Source organism: Rhodococcus sp. DMU2021, from assembly GCF_019641445.1.
In the GTDB taxonomy this organism is placed as follows: Bacteria; Actinomycetota; Actinomycetes; order Mycobacteriales; family Mycobacteriaceae; genus Rhodococcus; species Rhodococcus pyridinivorans.
The window spans coordinates 134,684-152,750 of the sequence record NZ_JAIFKB010000010.1; the positions used below are offsets into that span (position 1 = coordinate 134,684).

At 69.3% G+C, this 18,067-nt stretch carries 17 protein-coding genes; 4 read left to right on the forward strand and 13 right to left on the reverse strand.

What is annotated here, in order from left to right:
* Positions 1-25 precede the first annotated feature (25 nt).
* Positions 26-1,624: a bifunctional phosphatase PAP2/diacylglycerol kinase family protein gene (locus K3M35_RS15465; RefSeq protein WP_220666651.1), complete on the forward strand. Its 1,599-nt coding sequence runs from the start codon at positions 26-28 to the stop codon at positions 1,622-1,624.
* Here K3M35_RS15465 and prcA read toward each other — a convergent pair.
* From prcA to arc, 6 genes are all read right to left on the reverse strand, one after another.
* The gene (gene prcA, locus K3M35_RS15470; RefSeq protein ID WP_220666652.1) at positions 1,525-2,337 is read right to left on the reverse strand and encodes a proteasome subunit alpha; all 813 of its coding nucleotides are present in this window, start codon (positions 2,335-2,337) and stop codon (positions 1,525-1,527) included. The genes K3M35_RS15465 and prcA overlap by 100 nt on opposite strands.
* A complete protein-coding gene (prcB, locus tag K3M35_RS15475; protein ID WP_006552174.1) occupies positions 2,334-3,188 on the reverse strand; it encodes a proteasome subunit beta in 855 nt (284 codons plus the stop codon). Before prcB ends, prcA begins: the two co-directional genes overlap by 4 nt.
* Entirely contained in the window at positions 3,185-3,376 is a 192-nt protein-coding gene (locus K3M35_RS15480; protein ID WP_006552173.1) for a ubiquitin-like protein Pup, read from the reverse strand. The genes prcB and K3M35_RS15480 overlap by 4 nt, the downstream gene beginning before the upstream one ends.
* 166 nt (positions 3,377-3,542) lie before the next feature.
* Positions 3,543-5,036: a depupylase/deamidase Dop gene (gene dop / locus K3M35_RS15485; protein ID WP_006552172.1), complete on the reverse strand. Its 1,494-nt coding sequence runs from the start codon at positions 5,034-5,036 to the stop codon at positions 3,543-3,545.
* Between the two features lie 55 nt (positions 5,037-5,091).
* On the reverse strand, positions 5,092-5,478 hold the full coding sequence (locus K3M35_RS15490; protein WP_220666653.1) for a nitroreductase family deazaflavin-dependent oxidoreductase: 387 nt from the start codon (positions 5,476-5,478) through the stop codon (positions 5,092-5,094).
* Positions 5,479-5,570: 92 nt separating this feature from the next.
* The gene (gene arc, locus K3M35_RS15495; RefSeq protein ID WP_024101038.1) at positions 5,571-7,340 is read right to left on the reverse strand and encodes a proteasome ATPase; all 1,770 of its coding nucleotides are present in this window, start codon (positions 7,338-7,340) and stop codon (positions 5,571-5,573) included.
* 187 nt (positions 7,341-7,527) lie between these two features.
* Here arc and K3M35_RS15500 point away from each other — a divergent pair, with 187 nt between their 5' ends.
* A complete protein-coding gene (locus K3M35_RS15500; RefSeq protein WP_220666654.1) occupies positions 7,528-8,007 on the forward strand; it encodes a nuclear transport factor 2 family protein in 480 nt (159 codons plus the stop codon).
* Positions 8,008-8,028: 21 nt separating this feature from the next.
* Here K3M35_RS15500 and K3M35_RS15505 read toward each other — a convergent pair whose 3' ends face one another.
* Complete coding sequence (locus K3M35_RS15505) at positions 8,029-8,880, reverse strand: tRNA (adenine-N1)-methyltransferase (protein ID WP_019289521.1); 852 nt, start codon at positions 8,878-8,880, stop codon at positions 8,029-8,031.
* Between the two features lie 89 nt (positions 8,881-8,969).
* Between K3M35_RS15505 and K3M35_RS15510 the strand changes: the two genes are divergently transcribed.
* A complete protein-coding gene (locus K3M35_RS15510; protein WP_220666655.1) occupies positions 8,970-9,845 on the forward strand; it encodes a RecB family exonuclease in 876 nt (291 codons plus the stop codon).
* Positions 9,842-10,681, forward strand: a complete 840-nt coding sequence (locus K3M35_RS15515; RefSeq protein WP_033098345.1) for a thioesterase family protein — start codon at positions 9,842-9,844, stop codon at positions 10,679-10,681. Before K3M35_RS15510 ends, K3M35_RS15515 begins: the two co-directional genes overlap by 4 nt.
* Before the next feature lie 41 nt (positions 10,682-10,722).
* Here K3M35_RS15515 and hisG read toward each other — a convergent pair whose 3' ends face one another.
* The 6 genes from hisG to metH all read right to left on the reverse strand — a co-directional run bounded on the left by hisG (position 10,723) and on the right by metH (position 18,025).
* Complete coding sequence (hisG, locus tag K3M35_RS15520) at positions 10,723-11,586, reverse strand: ATP phosphoribosyltransferase (protein ID WP_006552165.1); 864 nt, start codon at positions 11,584-11,586, stop codon at positions 10,723-10,725.
* Between the two features lie 93 nt (positions 11,587-11,679).
* Positions 11,680-11,961 carry a phosphoribosyl-ATP diphosphatase gene (locus tag K3M35_RS15525; RefSeq protein WP_170318512.1) on the reverse strand — a complete coding sequence of 94 codons (282 nt, stop codon included), beginning with the start codon at positions 11,959-11,961 and terminating at the stop codon, positions 11,680-11,682.
* A 40-nt stretch (positions 11,962-12,001) separates the two neighbouring features.
* Entirely contained in the window at positions 12,002-12,889 is an 888-nt protein-coding gene (locus tag K3M35_RS15530) for a pseudouridine synthase (RefSeq protein WP_019289518.1), read from the reverse strand.
* A 4-nt stretch (positions 12,890-12,893) separates the two neighbouring features.
* On the reverse strand, positions 12,894-13,754 hold the full coding sequence (locus tag K3M35_RS15535; protein WP_019289517.1) for a rhodanese-related sulfurtransferase: 861 nt from the start codon (positions 13,752-13,754) through the stop codon (positions 12,894-12,896).
* A gap of 1 nt (position 13,755) precedes the next feature.
* Entirely contained in the window at positions 13,756-14,463 is a 708-nt protein-coding gene (locus tag K3M35_RS15540) for an HAD family phosphatase (protein ID WP_064851807.1), read from the reverse strand.
* Entirely contained in the window at positions 14,456-18,025 is a 3,570-nt protein-coding gene (metH, locus tag K3M35_RS15545) for a methionine synthase (RefSeq protein ID WP_024101032.1), read from the reverse strand. The genes K3M35_RS15540 and metH overlap by 8 nt, the downstream gene beginning before the upstream one ends.
* Positions 18,026-18,067 lie beyond the last annotated feature (42 nt).

An 18,067-nucleotide genomic window follows, 5' to 3' on the forward strand; every position in this document is an offset into this window, starting at 1 on the left:
ACAGTACCGCGCGAACCCGACCCCCATGGGTCGCAACGACATCTACGGTCGAGGTGTGATCGTTCCCGAGCGTTACCGCACCGCCGACCGGGCCCTGTTCGAGCGCTCCGGGGCGCTGCGCGCGTCCCCTGCCGACCCGCTGCTGCGCGACCTCGGACGCGCCGCCAACCACAGTGTGCTGTGGGTGGCGTGCGCCGCGGTGTGCGCCACCGCCGGCGGTCACGCCCGCCGCGGGGCGGTGCGGGGTCTGCTGTCGGTGGCCGGGGCCAGCGCCTTGACCAACGGGCTGCTCAAACCGCTGTTGCCGCGCCGCCGGCCCCCGGCGCGCACCGACCCGAAGTTTCGGCGCCGCACGGTGCCGATCCCCCGCTCGTCGTCGTTCCCGTCCGGGCACGCCGCGTCGGCGGCGGCGTTCGCGACCGGGGTGGTGCTCGAATCCCCTGCGGCTGGGGCGGTTCTGGCGCCGCTGGCCGCGGCGGTGGCCTATTCGCGGGTGCACACCGGCGTGCACTGGCCCGGCGACGTCGTCGTCGGCGCCGCGGTCGGGGCGACGGTGGCGTGGTCGACGCGCCGCTGGTGGGCGGTGCGCAGCCGCGAACCGGCGACCGTGCAGGTCGCGGCGGCCGCGCCCGCCCTGCCCGGCGGCGACGGAATGCTGCTGGTGGTCAACCGCGATGCCGGGACCGCCGAGGAGATCGCCGCGCGGGTCACCGCCGCGCTGCCGAGGGTGCGTCGCGTCGATCTGGATCCCGACGGTGATCCGGCGGAGCAGTCGGAACGTCTGCTGACCGAATATCGGCCGCAGGCGGTGGGGGTGTGCGGCGGGGACGGCACCGTCGCGGCGGTGCTCGACGTCGCCGTCGACGCGCGGCTGCCGGTGGCGGTGTTCCCCGGCGGCACCCTCAACCATTTCGCGCTCGATCTCGGCGTGGTCGATCTGGAGGAGACGGTGCGGGCGGTCACCGCCGGGCAGGCGGTGGCCGTCGGGCTCGGGCAGGTGACGGTGACCGGGCCGGACGGGCGCACGGTGCGGCGGTTCGTCAACACCGCCAGCCTCGGTGGCTATCCGGATGCGGTGCGGTTGCGGCAGCACTGGGAACCGCGGATCGGCAAGTGGCCGGCGGCGGGGTTGGCGATGCTCGCGGTGCTGCGCACGGCGAGCCCGATGCCGGTCCGCATCGACGGGGCGGGGCGGGCGGTGTGGTTGCTGTTCGTCGGCAACGGCCGCTACACCCCGGCAGATCAGGTGCCGATGTCCCGGGCGCATCTGGATCCGGGCACCCTCGACGTGCGGTATCTACCCGCGGAGAGTCGGTTCTCGCGGCTGCGTCTGCTCCTCGCTGCGGCGACCGGCACCCTCGGCGCGTCACCGATGTATCGGCAGCGGCACATCCCGGGCCTGGCGGTGGAGGTCATCGGGGATCCGGTGGCGTTGGCCACCGACGGGGAGGTCCTCGCCGACGGCACCGGTTTCGACTTCGAGGTGGTGCCGTCGGCGTTGACGGTCTATCGGCTCGCGGTGGATCAGCCCGCGTCGGGACCGGACTCGGTCTCCGAGCCGGTCGCGGTGTCGGACCCCGATTCGGGGGCCGGATCGGCGGGCGTCTCCGACGGCGCCGCCTGAGCGGACCCGGTGCTGGTCAGCAGCGCGTCGAGCGCCGCCCCCGAGATACGCCGGAAGGCGCGGCGCGGCCGCTGCTTCTCGAGCACCGCGACCTCGAGTTCCCCGCGGCCGAGCACCCGCGGCGCCGCGTCGGCGGTGGCGGGCTGCTGCAGCGCGGTCACCGCCACGGCGACCGCCTCGTCGAGCGACAGACCCGGCTTGTACGACGAGCGCAGCGCGGTGATGATCGGTTCGGTGTTGCCGCCCATCACCACGAACTGCGGTTCGTCGACGATCGAGCCGTCGTAGGTGATGCGGTACAGCTGCGGGCCGTCGTCGGTGTCAGCGCGCCCGACCTCGGCGACGCAGATCTCCACCTCGTACGGCTTGGGCTGCTCGGTGAAGATGGTGCCGAGGGTCTGCGCGTAGGCGTTCGCCAGTGCCCGCCCGGTCACGTCCCGCCGGTCGTAGGAGTAGCCGCGCATGTCGGCGTGCATGATCCCGGCGCGCCGCAGATTCTCGAACTCGTTGTACTTGCCGACGGCCGCGAAACCGACCCGGTCGTACAGTTCGCTGATCTTGTGCAGCGCCTTCGACGGATTCTCCGCCACCAGCAGCACACCGCCGGCGTAGGTCAACGCGATCACCGACCGGCCGCGGGCGATGCCCTTACGGGCCAGCTCCGAGCGATCGCGCATGATCTGCTCGGCGGACGCATAGTACGGAAGTGTCACCGGGCATCTCCTGCGGTGCGGTCGGCCACGATGGTGCGGGCCAGCTCGGACAGGGTTTCCTCCGCGACGGCCACGGCCCCGGCCGCGGTGATCACCACCGCCGTCGGGTAGATCCCGCGGGTGGTGTCGGGACCACCGGTGGCGGTGTCATCGTCGGCCGCGTCGTACAGCGCCTCGACGGCGCTGCGCAGCGCGCTCTGCTCGTCGGCATCGGCGCGGTAGAGCTTCTTGAGCGACGAGCGGGCGAACAACGATCCGGAGCCGACCGCGTGGTAGCCGGCGCGTTCCTCGTAGCGGCCCCCGACCACGTCGTAGGACACGATCCGCCCGGCGCGGTGCGCATCGGACGCGTCGAGGTCGAAACCGACCAGCAACGGCACCACGGCCAAGCCCTGCATGGCCGCACCGAGATTGCCGCGCACCATCGACGAGAGCCGATTGGCCTTGCCGTCGAAGGTCAGCGGCACACCTTCGATCTTCTCGTAGTGCTCGAGTTCGACCGCGAACAGTCGCACGAGCTCGATCGCCAGACCCGCGGTGCCGGCGATGCCGGCCGCCGAATAGTTGTCGGTGATGAACACCTTGTCGACATCGCGGGAGGCGATCAGGTTACCCATGGTCGCGCGCCGGTCGCCGGCGATGAGTACACCCCCGTCGAAGGTCAGCGCCACGATGGTGGTGCCGTGCGGGGCGAGGTCCACGTGGTCACCTCGTTCGAATCGGAACCGGTTCTCCGGCAGCATCTCCGGGGCGTGCATCCGCAGGTGGTCGGAGAACGACGACAAGGGCGACGCGAGGTGCAGCTTCGGCTGCACCTCGCGGTAGGGAAGAGAGGATCGTTCGGCTGTCACTGGCCACCTTTCTGCACATATGCCCGCACGAAGTCCTCTGCGTTCTCCTCGAGCACGTCGTCGATCTCGTCGAGAAGATCGTCGGTGTCCGAGGCGAGCTTCTCGCGACGCTCCTGACCGGCACCGCCGTCACCGACGACCTCGTCGTCGTCTCCGCCGCCACCGCGTGTGGTCTGCTCCTGTGCCATAGCCGCCGACCTCCTCCTGTACTCGGCGCGGAACCGTCACCGGTCGACGATCGGTGTGGTCACCGCTGCTTCGAACTCCTACCCTACCCAGCGAACCGGTCCACCGGTGGCGACACGCGTACTCGCGGCCTGTGATCCGGCCACCGCCCTCCGCCGGGAGGGGTGGTCAGTGAGTGAGCTGATCGACCAGTTCCGCCGCCGACTGCGCAGTCTCGAGCAGCTCCCCGACATGCGCGCGGCTGCCACGCAGCGGCTCGAGCGTCGGGATGCGCACCAGCGATTCGCGACCGAGATCGAAGATCACCGAATCCCAGCTCGCCGCCGCGATATCGGCACCGAAACGGCGCAGGCACTCACCGCGGAAGTAGGCGCGGGTGTCCGAAGGCGGGGTGTGCACCGCATCGAGGACCTGCTGCTCGGACACCAGCCGCTGCATCGACCCGCGGGCCACGAGGCGGTTGTACAGGCCCTTGTCCAGGCGCACATCCGAGTACTGCAGGTCGACCATGTGCAGGCGCGGCGCCGACCAGGACAGTCCCTCGCGGTTGCGGAAGCCCTCGAGCAGCCGCAGCTTCGCGGGCCAGTCCAGCAGGTCGGCGCATTCCATCGGGTCGCGTTCGAGCAGATCGAGCACCATCGCCCACTTGTCGAGGATGTCGAGGATCCGCTTGTCCTCGGTGCCGTCGTGGAACTTCGCGACCCGCTCGTGGTAGATCCGCTGCAGCGCCAGACCTGTCAGCTCCCGGCCGTCGGCGAGCGCGACGGTCTTGCGCAGCGACGGGTCGTGGCTGATGTGGTGCACCGCGGTGACCGGGCGGGCGAGCTGCAGATCCGACAGGTCGATGCCGGCCTCGATCAGGTCGAGCACCAGCGCGGTGGTGCCGACCTTGAGGTAGGTGGACATCTCCGCCAGATTCGCATCGCCGATGATCACGTGCAGGCGCCGGTATTTGTCGGCGTCGGCGTGCGGCTCGTCGCGGGTGTTGATGATGCCGCGTTTGAGGGTGGTCTCGAGACCGACCTCGACCTCGATGTAGTCGGCGCGCTGCGAGAGCTGGAAACCGGGCTCGTCACCGGACTGGCCGATCCCGACCCGGCCGGAGCCGGTGATGACCTGCCGGGAGACGAAGAACGGGGTCAGGCCCGCGACCACCGCGGAGAACGGGGTCTCCCGGTCCATCAGGTAGTTCTCGTGGGTGCCGTAGGAGGCGCCCTTGCCGTCGACATTGTTCTTGTACAGCTGCAGTCGCGGCGCGCCGGGCACACTCGACGCGTGCCGGGCGGCGGCCTCCATTACCCGTTCCCCGGCCTTGTCCCAGATCACCGCGTCGAGGGGGTCGGCGACCTCCGGGGCGGAGTATTCGGGGTGGGCGTGGTCGACGTACAGGCGCGCCCCGTTGGTCAGGATCATGTTCGCGGCACCGACCTCGTCGGCGTCGATGACCGGGGCCGGGCCGTTGAACCGCCCCAGATCGAAGCCCCGCGCGTCGCGCAGGGGCGATTCGACCTCGTAGTCCCAGCGGGTGCGGCGGGCGCGCGGCACCCCTTCGGCGGCCGCGTAGGCCAGCACCGCCTGCGTGGAGGTCAGGATCGGGTTCGCCGATGGCTCGTTGGGTGAGGAGATCCCGTACTCGACCTCGATACCGATGATCCGCTGCATGCCCTCGAGCCTAGGCGATCCGGACGCTCACGGTCGTGACCAGCCCCGCCACCGGTCAGCGGTGCGGCTGCGGGGTGCAGTCCAGATAGCCGTGCGCCCCGATCGCCTGCAGCGCCACCCGCACCGGCAGCGGCGCCCAGCTCGCCTGCGGATCGGTCCCGAGTCGCGGGTCGCGCACCGGGATCGCCCTGCCCCGGGTGTGCACCACCGCCTCGCCGGCGGCGCGCACGTTGCGCACCCAATCGGTGTCGGCGCCGTAGGTCAACGCGATCCGCAGATCGTCACCGACGGTGAACAGCAGCACCGGGGTGCGGAACATACGGCCCGAGCGGCGCCCGCGATGCTCGACCACCGCGGTGCCCGGCAGCAGCTGCGCGAACGGGGTGGTGACCCGGTTGGTGACGATCTTGTTGAACCGGGCCAGGGTGCGCGGCAACGGCACGGTCGGTCCTCCCCCTGGATAGGCCGCGACGGCCGGACCTTCCGGAGGAGGGAAGGCCCGGCCGTCGCGGATCGATTGTCGCGGGTCGATTCCTACAGGTACTGGCCGGTGTTCGACTCGGTGTCGATCGCGCGGCTCGCGCTGGCGTTCTTGCCGGTGACCAGGGTGCGGATGTACACGATCCGCTCGCCCTTCTTCCCCGAGATCCGGGCCCAGTCGTCCGGATTCGTGGTGTTGGGCAGGTCCTCGTTCTCGGCGAACTCGTCGACGATCGAATCGAGCAGGTGCTGCACCCGCAGACCGGGCGCCCCGGTCTCGAGCACCGACTTGATCGCATACTTCTTCGCCCGGTCGACGATGTTCTGGATCATCGCGCCGGAGTTGAAGTCCTTGAAGTACAGGACCTCCTTGTCGCCGTTGGCGTAGGTGACCTCGAGGAAACGGTTGTCCTCGGACTCGGCGTACATCCGCTCGACGACCCGCTCGATCATCGCCCGCACGCACGCGACCCGATCGCCGCCGAACTCGGCGAGATCGTCGGCGTGCACCGGCAGGCTCTCGGTCAGGTACTTCGAGAAGATGTCCTGCGCGGCCTCCGCGTCCGGACGCTCGATCTTGATCTTCACGTCGAGGCGGCCGGGCCGCAGGATCGCCGGGTCGATCATGTCCTCACGGTTCGACGCGCCGATGACGATGACGTTCTCGAGCCCTTCGACACCGTCGATCTCGGCGAGCAGCTGCGGCACCACCGTGGTCTCCACATCGGAGGACACACCGGAACCGCGGGTGCGGAAGATCGAATCCATCTCGTCGAAGAACACGATCACCGGGGTGCCCTCGGACGCCTTCTCCCGGGCCCGCTGGAAGATCAACCGGATGTGCCGTTCGGTCTCACCGACGAACTTGTTCAGCAGCTCCGGGCCCTTGATGTTCAGGAAGAACGACTTCGCTTCCTTCGAATCGTCCCCGCGGGCCTCGGCGATCTTCTTCGCCAGCGAGTTCGCGACCGCCTTCGCGATCAGGGTCTTACCGCAACCGGGCGGGCCGTACAGCAGCACACCCTTCGGCGGGCGCAGCGAGTACTCGCGGAACAGGTCCTTGTGCAGGAAGGGCAGCTCCACCGCGTCGCGGATCTGCTCGATCTGCCGGCCCAGACCGCCGATGTCGCTGTAGCCGACGTCCGGGACCTCCTCGAGCACGAGATCCTCGACCTCGGCCTTGGGGATCCGTTCGAAGGCGTAGCCGGCCTTGCTGTCGACCAGCAACGAATCACCGGGGCGCAGCGTGAACGAGTTCTCGTCGTCGACGAGCAGATCGGTCTTGTCGTCGGCGGCGGCCGCGGCGAGCGGGGCGGCCAGCCACACGATGCGTTCCTCGTCGGCGTGCCCGACCACCAGCGCGCGGGTGCCGTCGTCGAGCACCTCCCGCAGGGTGGTGATCTCGCCGACGCGTTCGAAACCACCGACCTCCACGACGGTCAACGCCTCGTTCAGCCGCACCGTCTGACCGGGCCGGAAGGTGTCGAGTTCGAGATTCGGGGACACCGCGACCCGCATCTTGCGGCCCGAGGTGAACACGTCGACGGTCTGATCGTCGAACGTCTCGAGCAGCACCCCGTAGCCGCTCGGCGGCTGGGCCAGCCGGTCGACCTCCTCGCGCAGCGTGATCAGCTGCTGGCGCGCATCCTTGAGGGTCTCGAGCAGTTTGCCGTTGCGGACCGTGAGGGACTCGAGCCGGGCTTCGAGGTCGCGTACCTGATCGGACGGTTCGCCGAGCCGACGACGCAAGGTCGCCACCTCTGCGCGCAACTCTTCGATTTCGCGTGCCGCCGCAACCGCATCCGGCTTCTCTGACGAGCTCATAGCGACTCCCTCCACTGTCGGTCATTCCACGCTACCGGGACATCGCCCCACATGGGGGAGGACACGAAACAGTCGTGTTCCGAACATGTGTCGCGCGTGGGGCGCGCCATGGCGCCGCACCTCCGGCACGCTGTTAGGCTCCCCTAAATATCGTGCGTCGACCGTTTCTCTCGAAAGGTACTCCTCCGTGACCCCACGTCCAGTTCGCACACTCTGCGCCGCCACCGCGATCGCCGCCCTCACCGCCCTGACCGGCTGCAGCTCCGACGACGCCGGCGACGACACCGCTGCCACGACCAGCGCAACGACGACCACCAGCACCACCGTGACCGCCGCGGTCACCGTCGAGCAACTGCAGGAACAGATCGACGTGTTCTTCGACCCGGCCGCCACCACCGAGGACCGTGCCGCGGTCGTGGAGCACGGCGCCGAGCGCACCGCCGTGCTCGATCAGTTCACCGGTGTGCTCGCCGGCTACCCGCTCACCGGCACCGTCGGCGAGATCACCACGGTCGACGCCGACACCGTCACCGCGACCACCGAGGTCGCCGGCCCGCACGGCGGCGCCCCGATGCCGCTGACCTTCGAGCAGATCGACGGCACCTGGGTCATCGCGGACGAGAGCGCCTGCTCGATCCTGGCCGCGGGCACGCTCAGCTGCGAATAACCCCTGCGGGTCGGCGTCGGCTCAGCCCTTGCTGGGCCGGCGCTGCGGCTTCGGGGTCTCCACCCCGTCCTGCAGGCGCCGGGCACTGACCAGGAACGCCGTGTGCCCCTGCATCCGATGCTCCGGCCGCACCGCCAGCCCCACCACGTGCCAGCCGCGCACCATCGACTCCCACGAACGCGGCTCGGTCCAGCAGGTCTGCTCCCGCATCGCCTCGACCACCCGCGACAGCTGCGTCGTCGTCGCCACATAGACGATGAGTACCCCGCCGGGCACCAGCGCCTTCTTCACCGTCTCGAGCACATCCCAGGGGGCGAGCATGTCCAGCACCACCCGGTCGACGCGGCCGTACTTCTCGACGTCGTAGTCCGCCAGATCGCCGAGCACCGTCGTCCAGTTCGCCGGGCGCTGCCCGAAGAAGGTGTCGACATTGCGCTCGGCGTATTCGAGATGGTCCTCGCGCACCTCGTAGGAGATCACCCGGCCGCTCTCGCCGACGGCGCGCAGCAGCGAACACGTCAGCGCGCCGGAACCGGCGCCGGCCTCGAGCACCGTCGCGCCGGGAAAGATGTCGCCCTCCTGCACGATCTGCGCGGCGTCCTTCGGGTAGATCACCTGCGCACCGCGCGGCATCGACATCACATAGTCGACGAGCAGCGGACGCAACGCCAGATAGGGGGTGCCGTTGGTGGAGGTGACCACCACACCCTCGTCGGTGCCGATCAGATCGTCGTGCAGGATCCCGCCGCGATGGGTGTGGAACTCCTTGCCCGGTTCGAGCACCACGGTGTACTTGCGGCCCTTGGCGTCGGTCAACTGCACCCGGTCCCCCACCTGGAAGGGTCCGCTGCGCCCGAGTCCGCCTACCGCCATCGCCGTGTCCACCTTCGTTCCAGCCCCGCACCCGGGATCGGGCACGCGGGTCCGGCACCGTGTCGGACCCGCGTCCTAGCCTGCCAGGTGTGACCACAGCTGCGCCCACACCCCCCACCGACACGACGCGGCCGGTCGCCCTGTCCCCCTCCCGGGCCGCCGACTTCACCCGCTGCCCGCTGCTCTACCGCTTCAAGGCCGTCGACCGGCTCACCGCACCCCCGACCCGCGCCCAGGCACGCGGCACCGTCGTGCACGCCGCCCTCGAAGCGTTGTTCGGCCTCGACGGACCGGCCCGCACCGCCACCTCCGCGCAGACCCTGCTGCCCGACGCCCTGGCCCGGGTCCTCGCCGCCACCCCCGATCTGGGCGTGGACACCGACGACGCGGGGTTCCTCGCCGAGGCCGCCGCGCTGCTGGACACCTACTTCACCGTCGAGGACCCCACCGCGGTCACCGCCGACGGCTGCGAACTGCGGGTGGAGACCACCCTCGACGGCGACGTCCCGCTGCGCGGCATCATCGACCGCCTCGATGTCGACGCCACCGGTGCGGTGCATGTCGTCGACTACAAGACCGGCCGCGCCCCGTCCCTGCGCGGCGAGCGGGCGGCGCTGTTCCAGCTGAAGTTCTACGCGCTGATCGTGTGGCGGCAACGCGGCATCGTCCCGGCCTCGCTGCGGCTGCTGTATCTCGGCGACGGTCAGGTGCTGCACTACCGGCCCGACCCCGAGGAACTGCGTCGCTTCGAACGGATCGTGCGGGCGATGTGGGCGACGATCCGGCAGTTGCGCGCCAGCGGCGACTTCCGCCCCAATCCCGGTCCCGGCTGCCGGTGGTGCGATCATCGGGCATTGTGCCCGGCGTTCGGCGGTACCCCACCGCCGTATCCCGCCGACGGCGTTGCGACGCAATCGACACTGGGCGCGCCCCACCGCATCGAGCAGCAGGAGAATCCCGAGTGAGCGACGCCGCCTACTACGTGCCGGTCCCCCGGCCGACCACCCCCACCGGCCCGGTCGACGACGTCGAGATCGCGGTGTTCCGCCCCACCGAACACACCGTCAGCACCTGGGGACCGCACCTGCAGCACGGCGCCCCACCCTCGGCGCTGCTCGCCCGCGCCATCGACCGGCACCGGCCCCGCCCCGACACCCGCCTGAGCCGGCTCACCGTCGAACTGCTCGGCCCCGTCCCCCTCACCGACCTCGAGGTGCGCACCCACATCGAACGACCCGGTCGCCGCATCGAACTGGTCGTCGCCGAATTGTGGGCCACCGCCCCCGACGGCACCGACCGCCCGGTGGCGCGCGGCACCGGCTGGCGCCTCGAAACCATCGACCTGCCGCAGGTCGCGCGGACCTCCGAAACCCCGCTGCCCGCCCCCGACCACTTCGAAGCCACCGCCCCGCACGTCTTCTGGAAGGGCGGCTACATCGACACCGTCGAATGGCGCATCATCGTCCCCTTCGGCGCTCCCGGCCTGTCGTCGGCGTGGGTGCGCAGCGAGATCGCCCTCGTGGAAGGCGAAACCCCCAGCGGGCTCGACCGGTTGATGAGCGTCGCCGACGTCGCCAACGGTGTCGGATCCAAACTCGACCCCCGCGAGTACACCTTCCTCAACACCGAACTGACCGTGCACCTGTTCCGCGCCCCCGAGTTCCGCGAACAGGACTGGGTGGGGATCGCCGCGGAGATGTCCGTCGGACCCGACGGGGTCGGCATGACCGCCGGTCTGCTCTACGACGAGACCGGCGCGCTCGGCCGCATCGCCCAGAACGTGCAGGTGCGGTCCCGCTGATCAGCGGGACCGCACCGGAAGATGTCGGGATCGGTGCGCGTCTATTCGGGGGCGCGCATCGCCCGGCACGAGCGGATGTTCGACGCGAGGATCGCGCGGGCACCGATCTCGGCGAGCCGGTCCATCACCGCGTTGTGGCCCTTGCGCGGCACCATCGCCCGCACCGCCACCGAATTCTCGTTCGCCAACGGCGAGATCGTCGGCGACTCGAGACCGGGCGTGACCTGCACGGCCTGCTCGAGCAGGTGCTTCGGGCAGTCGTAATCGATCATCACGTACTGCTGCGCGAAGACCACACCCTCGAGACGGGCGATCAACTGGTTGCGGGCCCGATCCGAGCGATCCGAATCCTCCCGCTCGATCAGCACACCCTCCGAATCGCACAACGACTCGCCGAAGGCGACGAGATCGTGCTGCCGCAACGTCCGGCCCGAGCCGACCACATCGGCGATCGCGTCGGCGACCCCGAGCTGGATGGAGATCTCCACCGCACCGTCGAGCCGGATCACCTCGGCCTCGATGCCGCGGGCGGCGAGATCACGACGCACCAGATTCGCGTACGAGGTGGCGATGCGCAGACCCTGCAGATCCTCGACCGACCAGTCGCGGCCCTTCGGCGCGGCGTACCGGAAACGCGAGGACCCGAAGCCCAGCGACAACCGCTCGGTGACCGGAGCCCCCGAATCCATCGCCAGGTCGCGGCCGGTGATCCCCAGATCCAGCTCGCCGGAACCGACGTAGATCGCGATGTCCTTCGGCCGCAGGAAGAAGAACTCGACGTCGTTGACCGGGTCGATGACCGTCAGATCCCGCGAGTCGGTGCGTCGACGGTAGCCGGCCTCCTGCAGGATCTCGGCGGCGGACTCGGACAGCGAACCTTTGTTGGGGACTGCGACGCGCAGCATGACGGATTGGGTCCTTTCGAACGACGAGCAGAAGCGAGGAAGGGATCTACAGGGGGCACGGACGGCGGCACCGGCACAGCGGGCCACCGGCCGTCACAGATGCTTGTAGACGTCCTCGAGCTTCAGACCCCGCCCCACCATCAGCACCTGCACCCAGTACAGCAGCTGCGAAATCTCCTCGGACAGTTCCTCGTCGGACTGGTACTCGGCGGCGATCCACACCTCACCGGCCTCTTCGAGTACCTTCTTGCCCTGGAAATGCACGCCGGCGTCCAGGGCGGCGACGGTGCCGGAGCCCTCGGGGCGGGTCGCGGCGCGTTCGGACAGCTCGGCGAACAGGGAATCGAAGGTCTTCACAGGGGTCGATTGTTTCATGCCCCGCCACCGGCCCCACAGCCAGGACACCAACCCTCGCTCAGAACTCGAGTTCCCGCCCGCTGACGAACCGCCGCTCCACCCCGCTGATCGGATCGGTGAACTCCAGCGACCGCGCCAGCAACCGCAGCGGATCGGTGAAATCGTCCGCGTCGCGCCGCCGGAACCACGGATAGAAGTTGTCCCCCACGATCGGCACCCCCAACGACGCCAGATGCAGCCGCAGCTGGTGGGTGCGACCGGTGCGCGGGAACAACCGGTAACGGGCCAGCTCCCCACGCCGCTCGACCAGCTCGATGCGCGTCTCCGAATTCGGTTCGTCGGCGAACTGCTCGGCCGTCGGCTCCCCGTGCCGCTTGACGATCCGCGTGCGCACCACCTGCGGGAACGACAGGTCGGACCGATAACCGGCGACCGCCTCGTACACCTTGCGCACCCGCTGACGCTCGAACAGCTCCTGATAGGGCCGCCGCCATGCCGGATCCGTCGTGCACAGCAGCACCCCGGCGGTCATCCGGTCGAGCCGGTGCACCGGCACCAGATGCGGCAACTCCAGCTCGCGCCGCAACCGCACCACCACCGACTCGCGGATGTGCGCTCCGCGCGGGATCGTCGCCAGGAAATGCGGCTTGTCCACCACCACGAGACCGTCCTCCCGATGCAACACACGCACCGGGAACGGCACCGGCACCTCCGGCGGCGGATCGCGGTAGAAGTACACGAACCGCGTCGGCTGATACGGCGTGCACGCATCGACGCGGCGGCCGTGCTCGTCGACCAACTCCCCCGCCCCCATGTGCGCCGCCCAGTCCTCCTCGGGGTGGCCGGCCTGCAGGAACTCGACGATCGTGGCCGCGTCGACATCGGCGGGCATCCGGATGCGGTCGGGGCCGAGCCCGTCGCGCACCGGCAGCGGTGCAGCACGCACCGGTCTACGCCTCCACGAGGTCCGGGACGCAGCCCTCGCACACCAGAGTCAACTCCCGGCCGTGGAGATCCGGATGATTCCGGTACCGCGAGGTCGGCGTCCCGCACAGGGTGCAGCGGCCGATCACCGGCGCCTCGGCGCTGAACTCGACGTTCATCCGCCCGTCGAAGACGTACAGCGAACCCTCCCACAGGCCCTCGTCTCCGAAGGTCTCGCCGTAGCGGACGATGCCACCGTCGAGCTGGTAGACCTCTTCGAACCCGCGATTGCGCATCAACGCCGACAGCACCTCACAGCGCACCCCACCGGTGCAGTAGGTGACCACCGGGCGGTTCTTGAGATGGTCGTAGCGTCCGCTGTCGAGCTCGGCGACGAAATCGCGGGTCGTGGCGACATCCGGCACGATCGCATCCCGGAACCGGCCGATCTGCGCCTCGAAGCGGTTGCGGCCGTCGAAGAACACCACCTCGTCGCCGCGCTCGGCGACCAGCTCGTGCACGCCGTGCGGCGACAGATGGGTGCCGCCGTCGACGATGCCGTTCTCGTCGACCTTCACCTCGTCGGGCACCCCGAACGTCACGATCTCCGGACGTACCTTCACCGACAGCCGCGGAAAGTCGTCGCCGGTGCCGTCGGACCACTTGATATCGGTGTCCTTGAAGGCCGCATAACCGCGCAAGCCACGCACGTACTTCTTCACGTCGGCGATGTCACCGCCGACGGTGCCGTTGATGCCGTGCTCCGAGATGAGAATCCGCCCGGTCAACCCCAGCGACGACGCGAGGGTGTGCTGCCACAACCGGATCGCCTCCGGGTCGGGCAACGGGGTGAACTTGTAGAACAGCACGATCTTCGGGACCGCCACCTCAGGGCACCCCCGCACCGTGCAGCTCGTGCAGATCCTCGGCGCTCAACCCCTCGAGCGTGGACCGGAACACCCGCCGCTCCGAGCCGGGCACATCCACCAGTGACGGCACCACCAGCACCGTGCACCCGGCCGCATCCGCCGCGGCCGCCCCGGTCGGAGAATCCTCCACCGCCAGACACTGCGCCGGATCCAGACCGAGCAACTCCGCAGCCCGACGGTAGGGCGCCGGATCGGGTTTGCCGGCCGGCACCTCGTCGCCACACACCGAATGATCGAAATGCTCACGGCCCAGGGTCGCGAGGGCCACCTCACACAACGCCCGCTCGGTGTTGGTCACCAGCACCGACCCCAGTCCCGCCTCGCGGACGGTGCGCAGCGCGGCCTGCGCGCCGGGCCGCCACGTGAGCCCGTCGGCGAACAACCGGCCCATGTAGTCGGTCAGCCACGCCGCCGCAGCCGCCGCCTCGTCCGGGGTCGGTTCCAGACCCAACCCGGCGAAGGTGCGCAGCACCGCCAGATCCATCGGCCCCCCGATCGTGGAGATGCGGGTCTCGTCGCTCATCGGCCCACCGAGATGCAACGACAACTCGTGCATCCCGATGTCCCACAAGCGTTCCGATTCGAGCAGGGTGCCGTCCATGTCCCACAGCACCGCCCGCAGCGCACCGGTCTGCACCGCGAGCGGCGCCTCCACCCGATCAGACATTGAAATACTTCGCCTCCGGGTGGTGCAGCACGAACGCATCGGTGGACTGTTCGGGATGCAACTGCAGCTCCTCCGACAGCTCCACCCCGATCCGCTCGGGTTCGAGCAGCTCGACCAGTTTGATGCGGTCCTCGAGATTCGGGCACGCGCCGTAACCGAACGCGAACCGGGCACCGCGGTAGGCAAGCTTGAAGTACTCCGCGACCTCCTCCGGATCCTCGTCCGCGGCCGTGCCGCCCTCGGCGAACGCCAGCTCCTGCCGCACCCGCCGATGCCAGTACTCGGCCAGCGCCTCGGTCAGCTGCACACCGATGCCGTGCACCTCGAGATAGTCGCGGTACGAATTCGACGCGAACAACTCGTTCGCGAAGTCCGCGATCGGCTGCCCCATCGTCACCAACTGGAACGGCCACACATCCACCTGGCCCGACGCGAGCGCATCCTCCCGCGACCGCACGAAATCGGCGATGCACAGGAACCGCGAACGCTGCTGCCGCGGGAAGGTGAACCGGTAACGCTCGGGAGCATCCGGGCGCGGCTCGGTCAGCACCACCACGTCGTCACCCTCGGACACCGCCGGGAAGTAGCCGTACACCACCGCCGCGTGCTGCAGGATGCCCTCGGTCGCCAACCGGTCCAGCCAGTACCGCAACCGCGGCCGGCCCTCGGTCTCCACGAGCTCCTCGTAGCTCGGGCCGTCGCCACCGCGCTGCCCGCGCAGGCCCCACTGCCCCAGGAACAGCGCACGCTCGTCGACCAGCGCCGCATAGTCGGCCAGCGGGATGCCCTTGATCACCCGGGTGCCCCAGAACGGCGGCGTCGGCACCGGCAGATCCTTCGCGACGTCACTGCGCTCGGGGATCTCCGCCGGCGTTTCCGCGGCCTTGCGCTTCTCCGCGATCCGCTTGCTGCGCTCGTGCCGCTCCTTGCGCTCGGCGGCCTTGCGGGCGGCCTCGATCGCCTCCGGACTGTCCGGCGCCGGACCCTCACCGCGCTTCTCGGCCATGACCCGGTCCATCAGCGACAGACCCTCGAACGCATCGCGCGCGTAGGACACCTTGCCCTCGTAGACCTCCGCCAGATCGTTCTCGACGTAACTGCGGGTCAGCGCCGCACCACCGAGCAACACCGGGAACTGCTCCGCGACCCCGCGGGAGTTGAGCTCCTCGAGGTTCTCCTTCATCACCACCGTCGACTTCACCAGCAGACCCGACATGCCGATCACATCGGCGCGCTTGTCCACCGCCGCGTCGAGGATCGTCGCGATCGGCTGCTTGATGCCGAGGTTGACCACCTCGTAGCCGTTGTTCGACAGGATGATGTCCACGAGGTTCTTGCCGATGTCGTGCACATCGCCCTTGACCGTCGCCAGCACGATCCGGCCCTTGCCCTCGTCGCCCGTCGACTCCATGTGCGGCTCGAGGAACGCCACCGCGGTCTTCATCACTTCGGCGGACTGCAGCACGAACGGCAACTGCATCTGACCCGACCCGAACAGCTCACCGACAGTCTTCATGCCCGACAGCAGCGTGTCGTTGATGATCGCCAGCGGCGGGGTGGTCCTCATCGCCTCGGTCAGATCGTCCTCGAGACCGTTGCGCTCGCCGTCGACGATGCGCCGCTCGAGCCGCTCGAACAGCGGCAACGCCGCCAGCTCCTGCGCCCGCGACTCGCGTGCCGACGCCGCCGACACCCCCTCGAACAGCTCCATCAGCTTCTGCAGCGGGTCGTAACCTTCGCTGCGCCGGTCGTACACCAGATCCAGCGCGACCTGCCGCTGTTCCTCCGGGATCCGCGCCATCGGCAGAATCTTCGACGCGTGCACGATCGCCGTATCCAGACCCGCCGCGGTGCACTCGTTCAGGAACACCGAGTTCAACACCTGCCGCGCCGCCGGATTCAGACCGAACGACACATTCGAGATGCCCAGCGTGAAGTGCACCTCCGGATGCGCCTCGTGGAGGCGGCGGATCGCCTCGATCGTCTCGATCGCATCGCGCCGCACCTCCTCCTGACCCGTCGAGATCGGGAAGGTCAACGCATCGACGATGATGTCCTGCGGCGACAACCCCCACCGACCGGTCAGATCCGCGATCAACCGCTCGGCGATGCGCACCTTGTGCTCGGCGGTGCGGGCCTGGCCCTCCTCGTCGATCGTCAACGCGACCACCGCCGCGCCGTGCTCGACGACGTGCTCCATGATCCGCTCGAACCGCGAACCCGGACCGTCGCCGTCCTCGTAGTTCACCGAGTTCACCGCACACCGACCACCGAGATGCTCGAGACCCGCCTTGATCACGTCCGGCTCCGTCGAGTCGATCATGATCGGCAACGTCGACGACGTCGCGAACCGCGACGCCAGCTCCGCCATGTCCGCCGCCCCGTCACGCCCGACATAGTCGACGTTCAGATCAAGCATGTGCGCACCGTCGCGGATCTGATCCTTCGCGATGTCCAGGCACTTCTGCCAATCCGCGGCGAGCATCGCCTCACGGAACGCCTTCGACCCGTTCGTGTTGGTCCGCTCACCGATCATCAGGATCGACGCGTCCTGCTCGAACGGCACCGAGGTATACAGCGACGACACACCCGGCTCCGGCTGCGCGGCGCGCGGCGCCGGCTGCACCCCCCGCACCGCCGCCGCAACCTGCCGGATGTGCTCGGGGGTGGTGCCGCAGCAGCCACCGACGAAGGTCAACCCGTACTCGGAGACGAAACCGGCCAGGGCCTCGGCGAGCTCCTCCGGCTGCAGCGGGTACTCGGCGCCGTTCGCGCCCAGCACCGGCAGACCCGCATTCGGCATCACCGACACCGGGATCGTCGCGTGCTGCGACAGATACCGCAGGTGCTCGCTCATCTCCGCCGGACCGGTCGCGCAGTTCAACCCGATCAGGTCGATGCCGAGCGGCTCGAGGGCGGTCAGCGCGGCACCGATCTCGGAACCGAGCAGCATCGTGCCGGTGGTCTCCACTGTCACGTGGGTAACGATCGGGATCCGGCGACCGGCCTGCTCCATCGCCCGCTTGCTACCGATGATCGCGGCCTTCGCCTGCAACAGGTCCTGACAGGTCTCCACCAGGATCGCGTCGGCACCACCGTCGAGCATGCCCAGCGCCGCCTCACCGTAGGCGTCGCGCAGCGCAGCGAACGGCGCGTGGCCGAGGGTGGGCAGCTTCGTACCCGGACCCATCGACCCGATCACCATCCGGGCCATGCCGTCGGCGCCGGGACCCATCTCGTCGGCGACCTCGCGGGCGAGGCGGGTACCGAGCTCGGACAGCTCACGGATGCGGTCGGCGATGTCGTAGTCGGCGAGGTTGGGCAGGTTGCAGCCGAAGGTGTTCGTCGAGACGACATCGGCGCCGGCCTCGAAGTACGCCCGGTGGATCCCCCGGATCACATCGGGACGAGATTCATTGAGGATCTCGTTGCACCCCTCCAAACCGCGGAAGTCGTCGAGCGACAGATCCGCGGCCTGCAACATGGTGCCCATCGCCCCGTCTCCGATGACAACGCGCTGGCTCAGCGCATCGAGCAGGACAGAATGAAGTGGGGTGGACATGCCCTTCAGACTAGTGGGCGCCCGGATCGGGCCGGGTCGTAG

Bases quoted from the DNA above. Each gene is read 5' to 3' on its own strand.
- K3M35_RS15465 (WP_220666651.1), top strand. From the start codon at position 26: ATGGGTCGCAACGACATCTACGGTCGAGGTGTGATCGTTCCCGAGCGT.
- K3M35_RS15480 (WP_006552173.1), bottom strand. From the start codon at position 3,376: ATGGCACAGGAGCAGACCACACGCGGTGGCGGCGGAGACGACGACGAG.
- dop (WP_006552172.1), bottom strand. From the start codon at position 5,036: ATGCAGCGGATCATCGGTATCGAGGTCGAGTACGGGATCTCCTCACCC.
- arc (WP_024101038.1), bottom strand. From the start codon at position 7,340: ATGAGCTCGTCAGAGAAGCCGGATGCGGTTGCGGCGGCACGCGAAATC.
- K3M35_RS15505 (WP_019289521.1), bottom strand. From the start codon at position 8,880: ATGGCGGTAGGCGGACTCGGGCGCAGCGGACCCTTCCAGGTGGGGGAC.
- hisG (WP_006552165.1), bottom strand. From the start codon at position 11,586: ATGCTGCGCGTCGCAGTCCCCAACAAAGGTTCGCTGTCCGAGTCCGCC.
- K3M35_RS15525 (WP_170318512.1), bottom strand. From the start codon at position 11,961: ATGAAACAATCGACCCCTGTGAAGACCTTCGATTCCCTGTTCGCCGAG.
- K3M35_RS15540 (WP_064851807.1), bottom strand. From the start codon at position 14,463: ATGTCTGATCGGGTGGAGGCGCCGCTCGCGGTGCAGACCGGTGCGCTG.
- metH (WP_024101032.1), bottom strand. From the start codon at position 18,025: ATGTCCACCCCACTTCATTCTGTCCTGCTCGATGCGCTGAGCCAGCGC.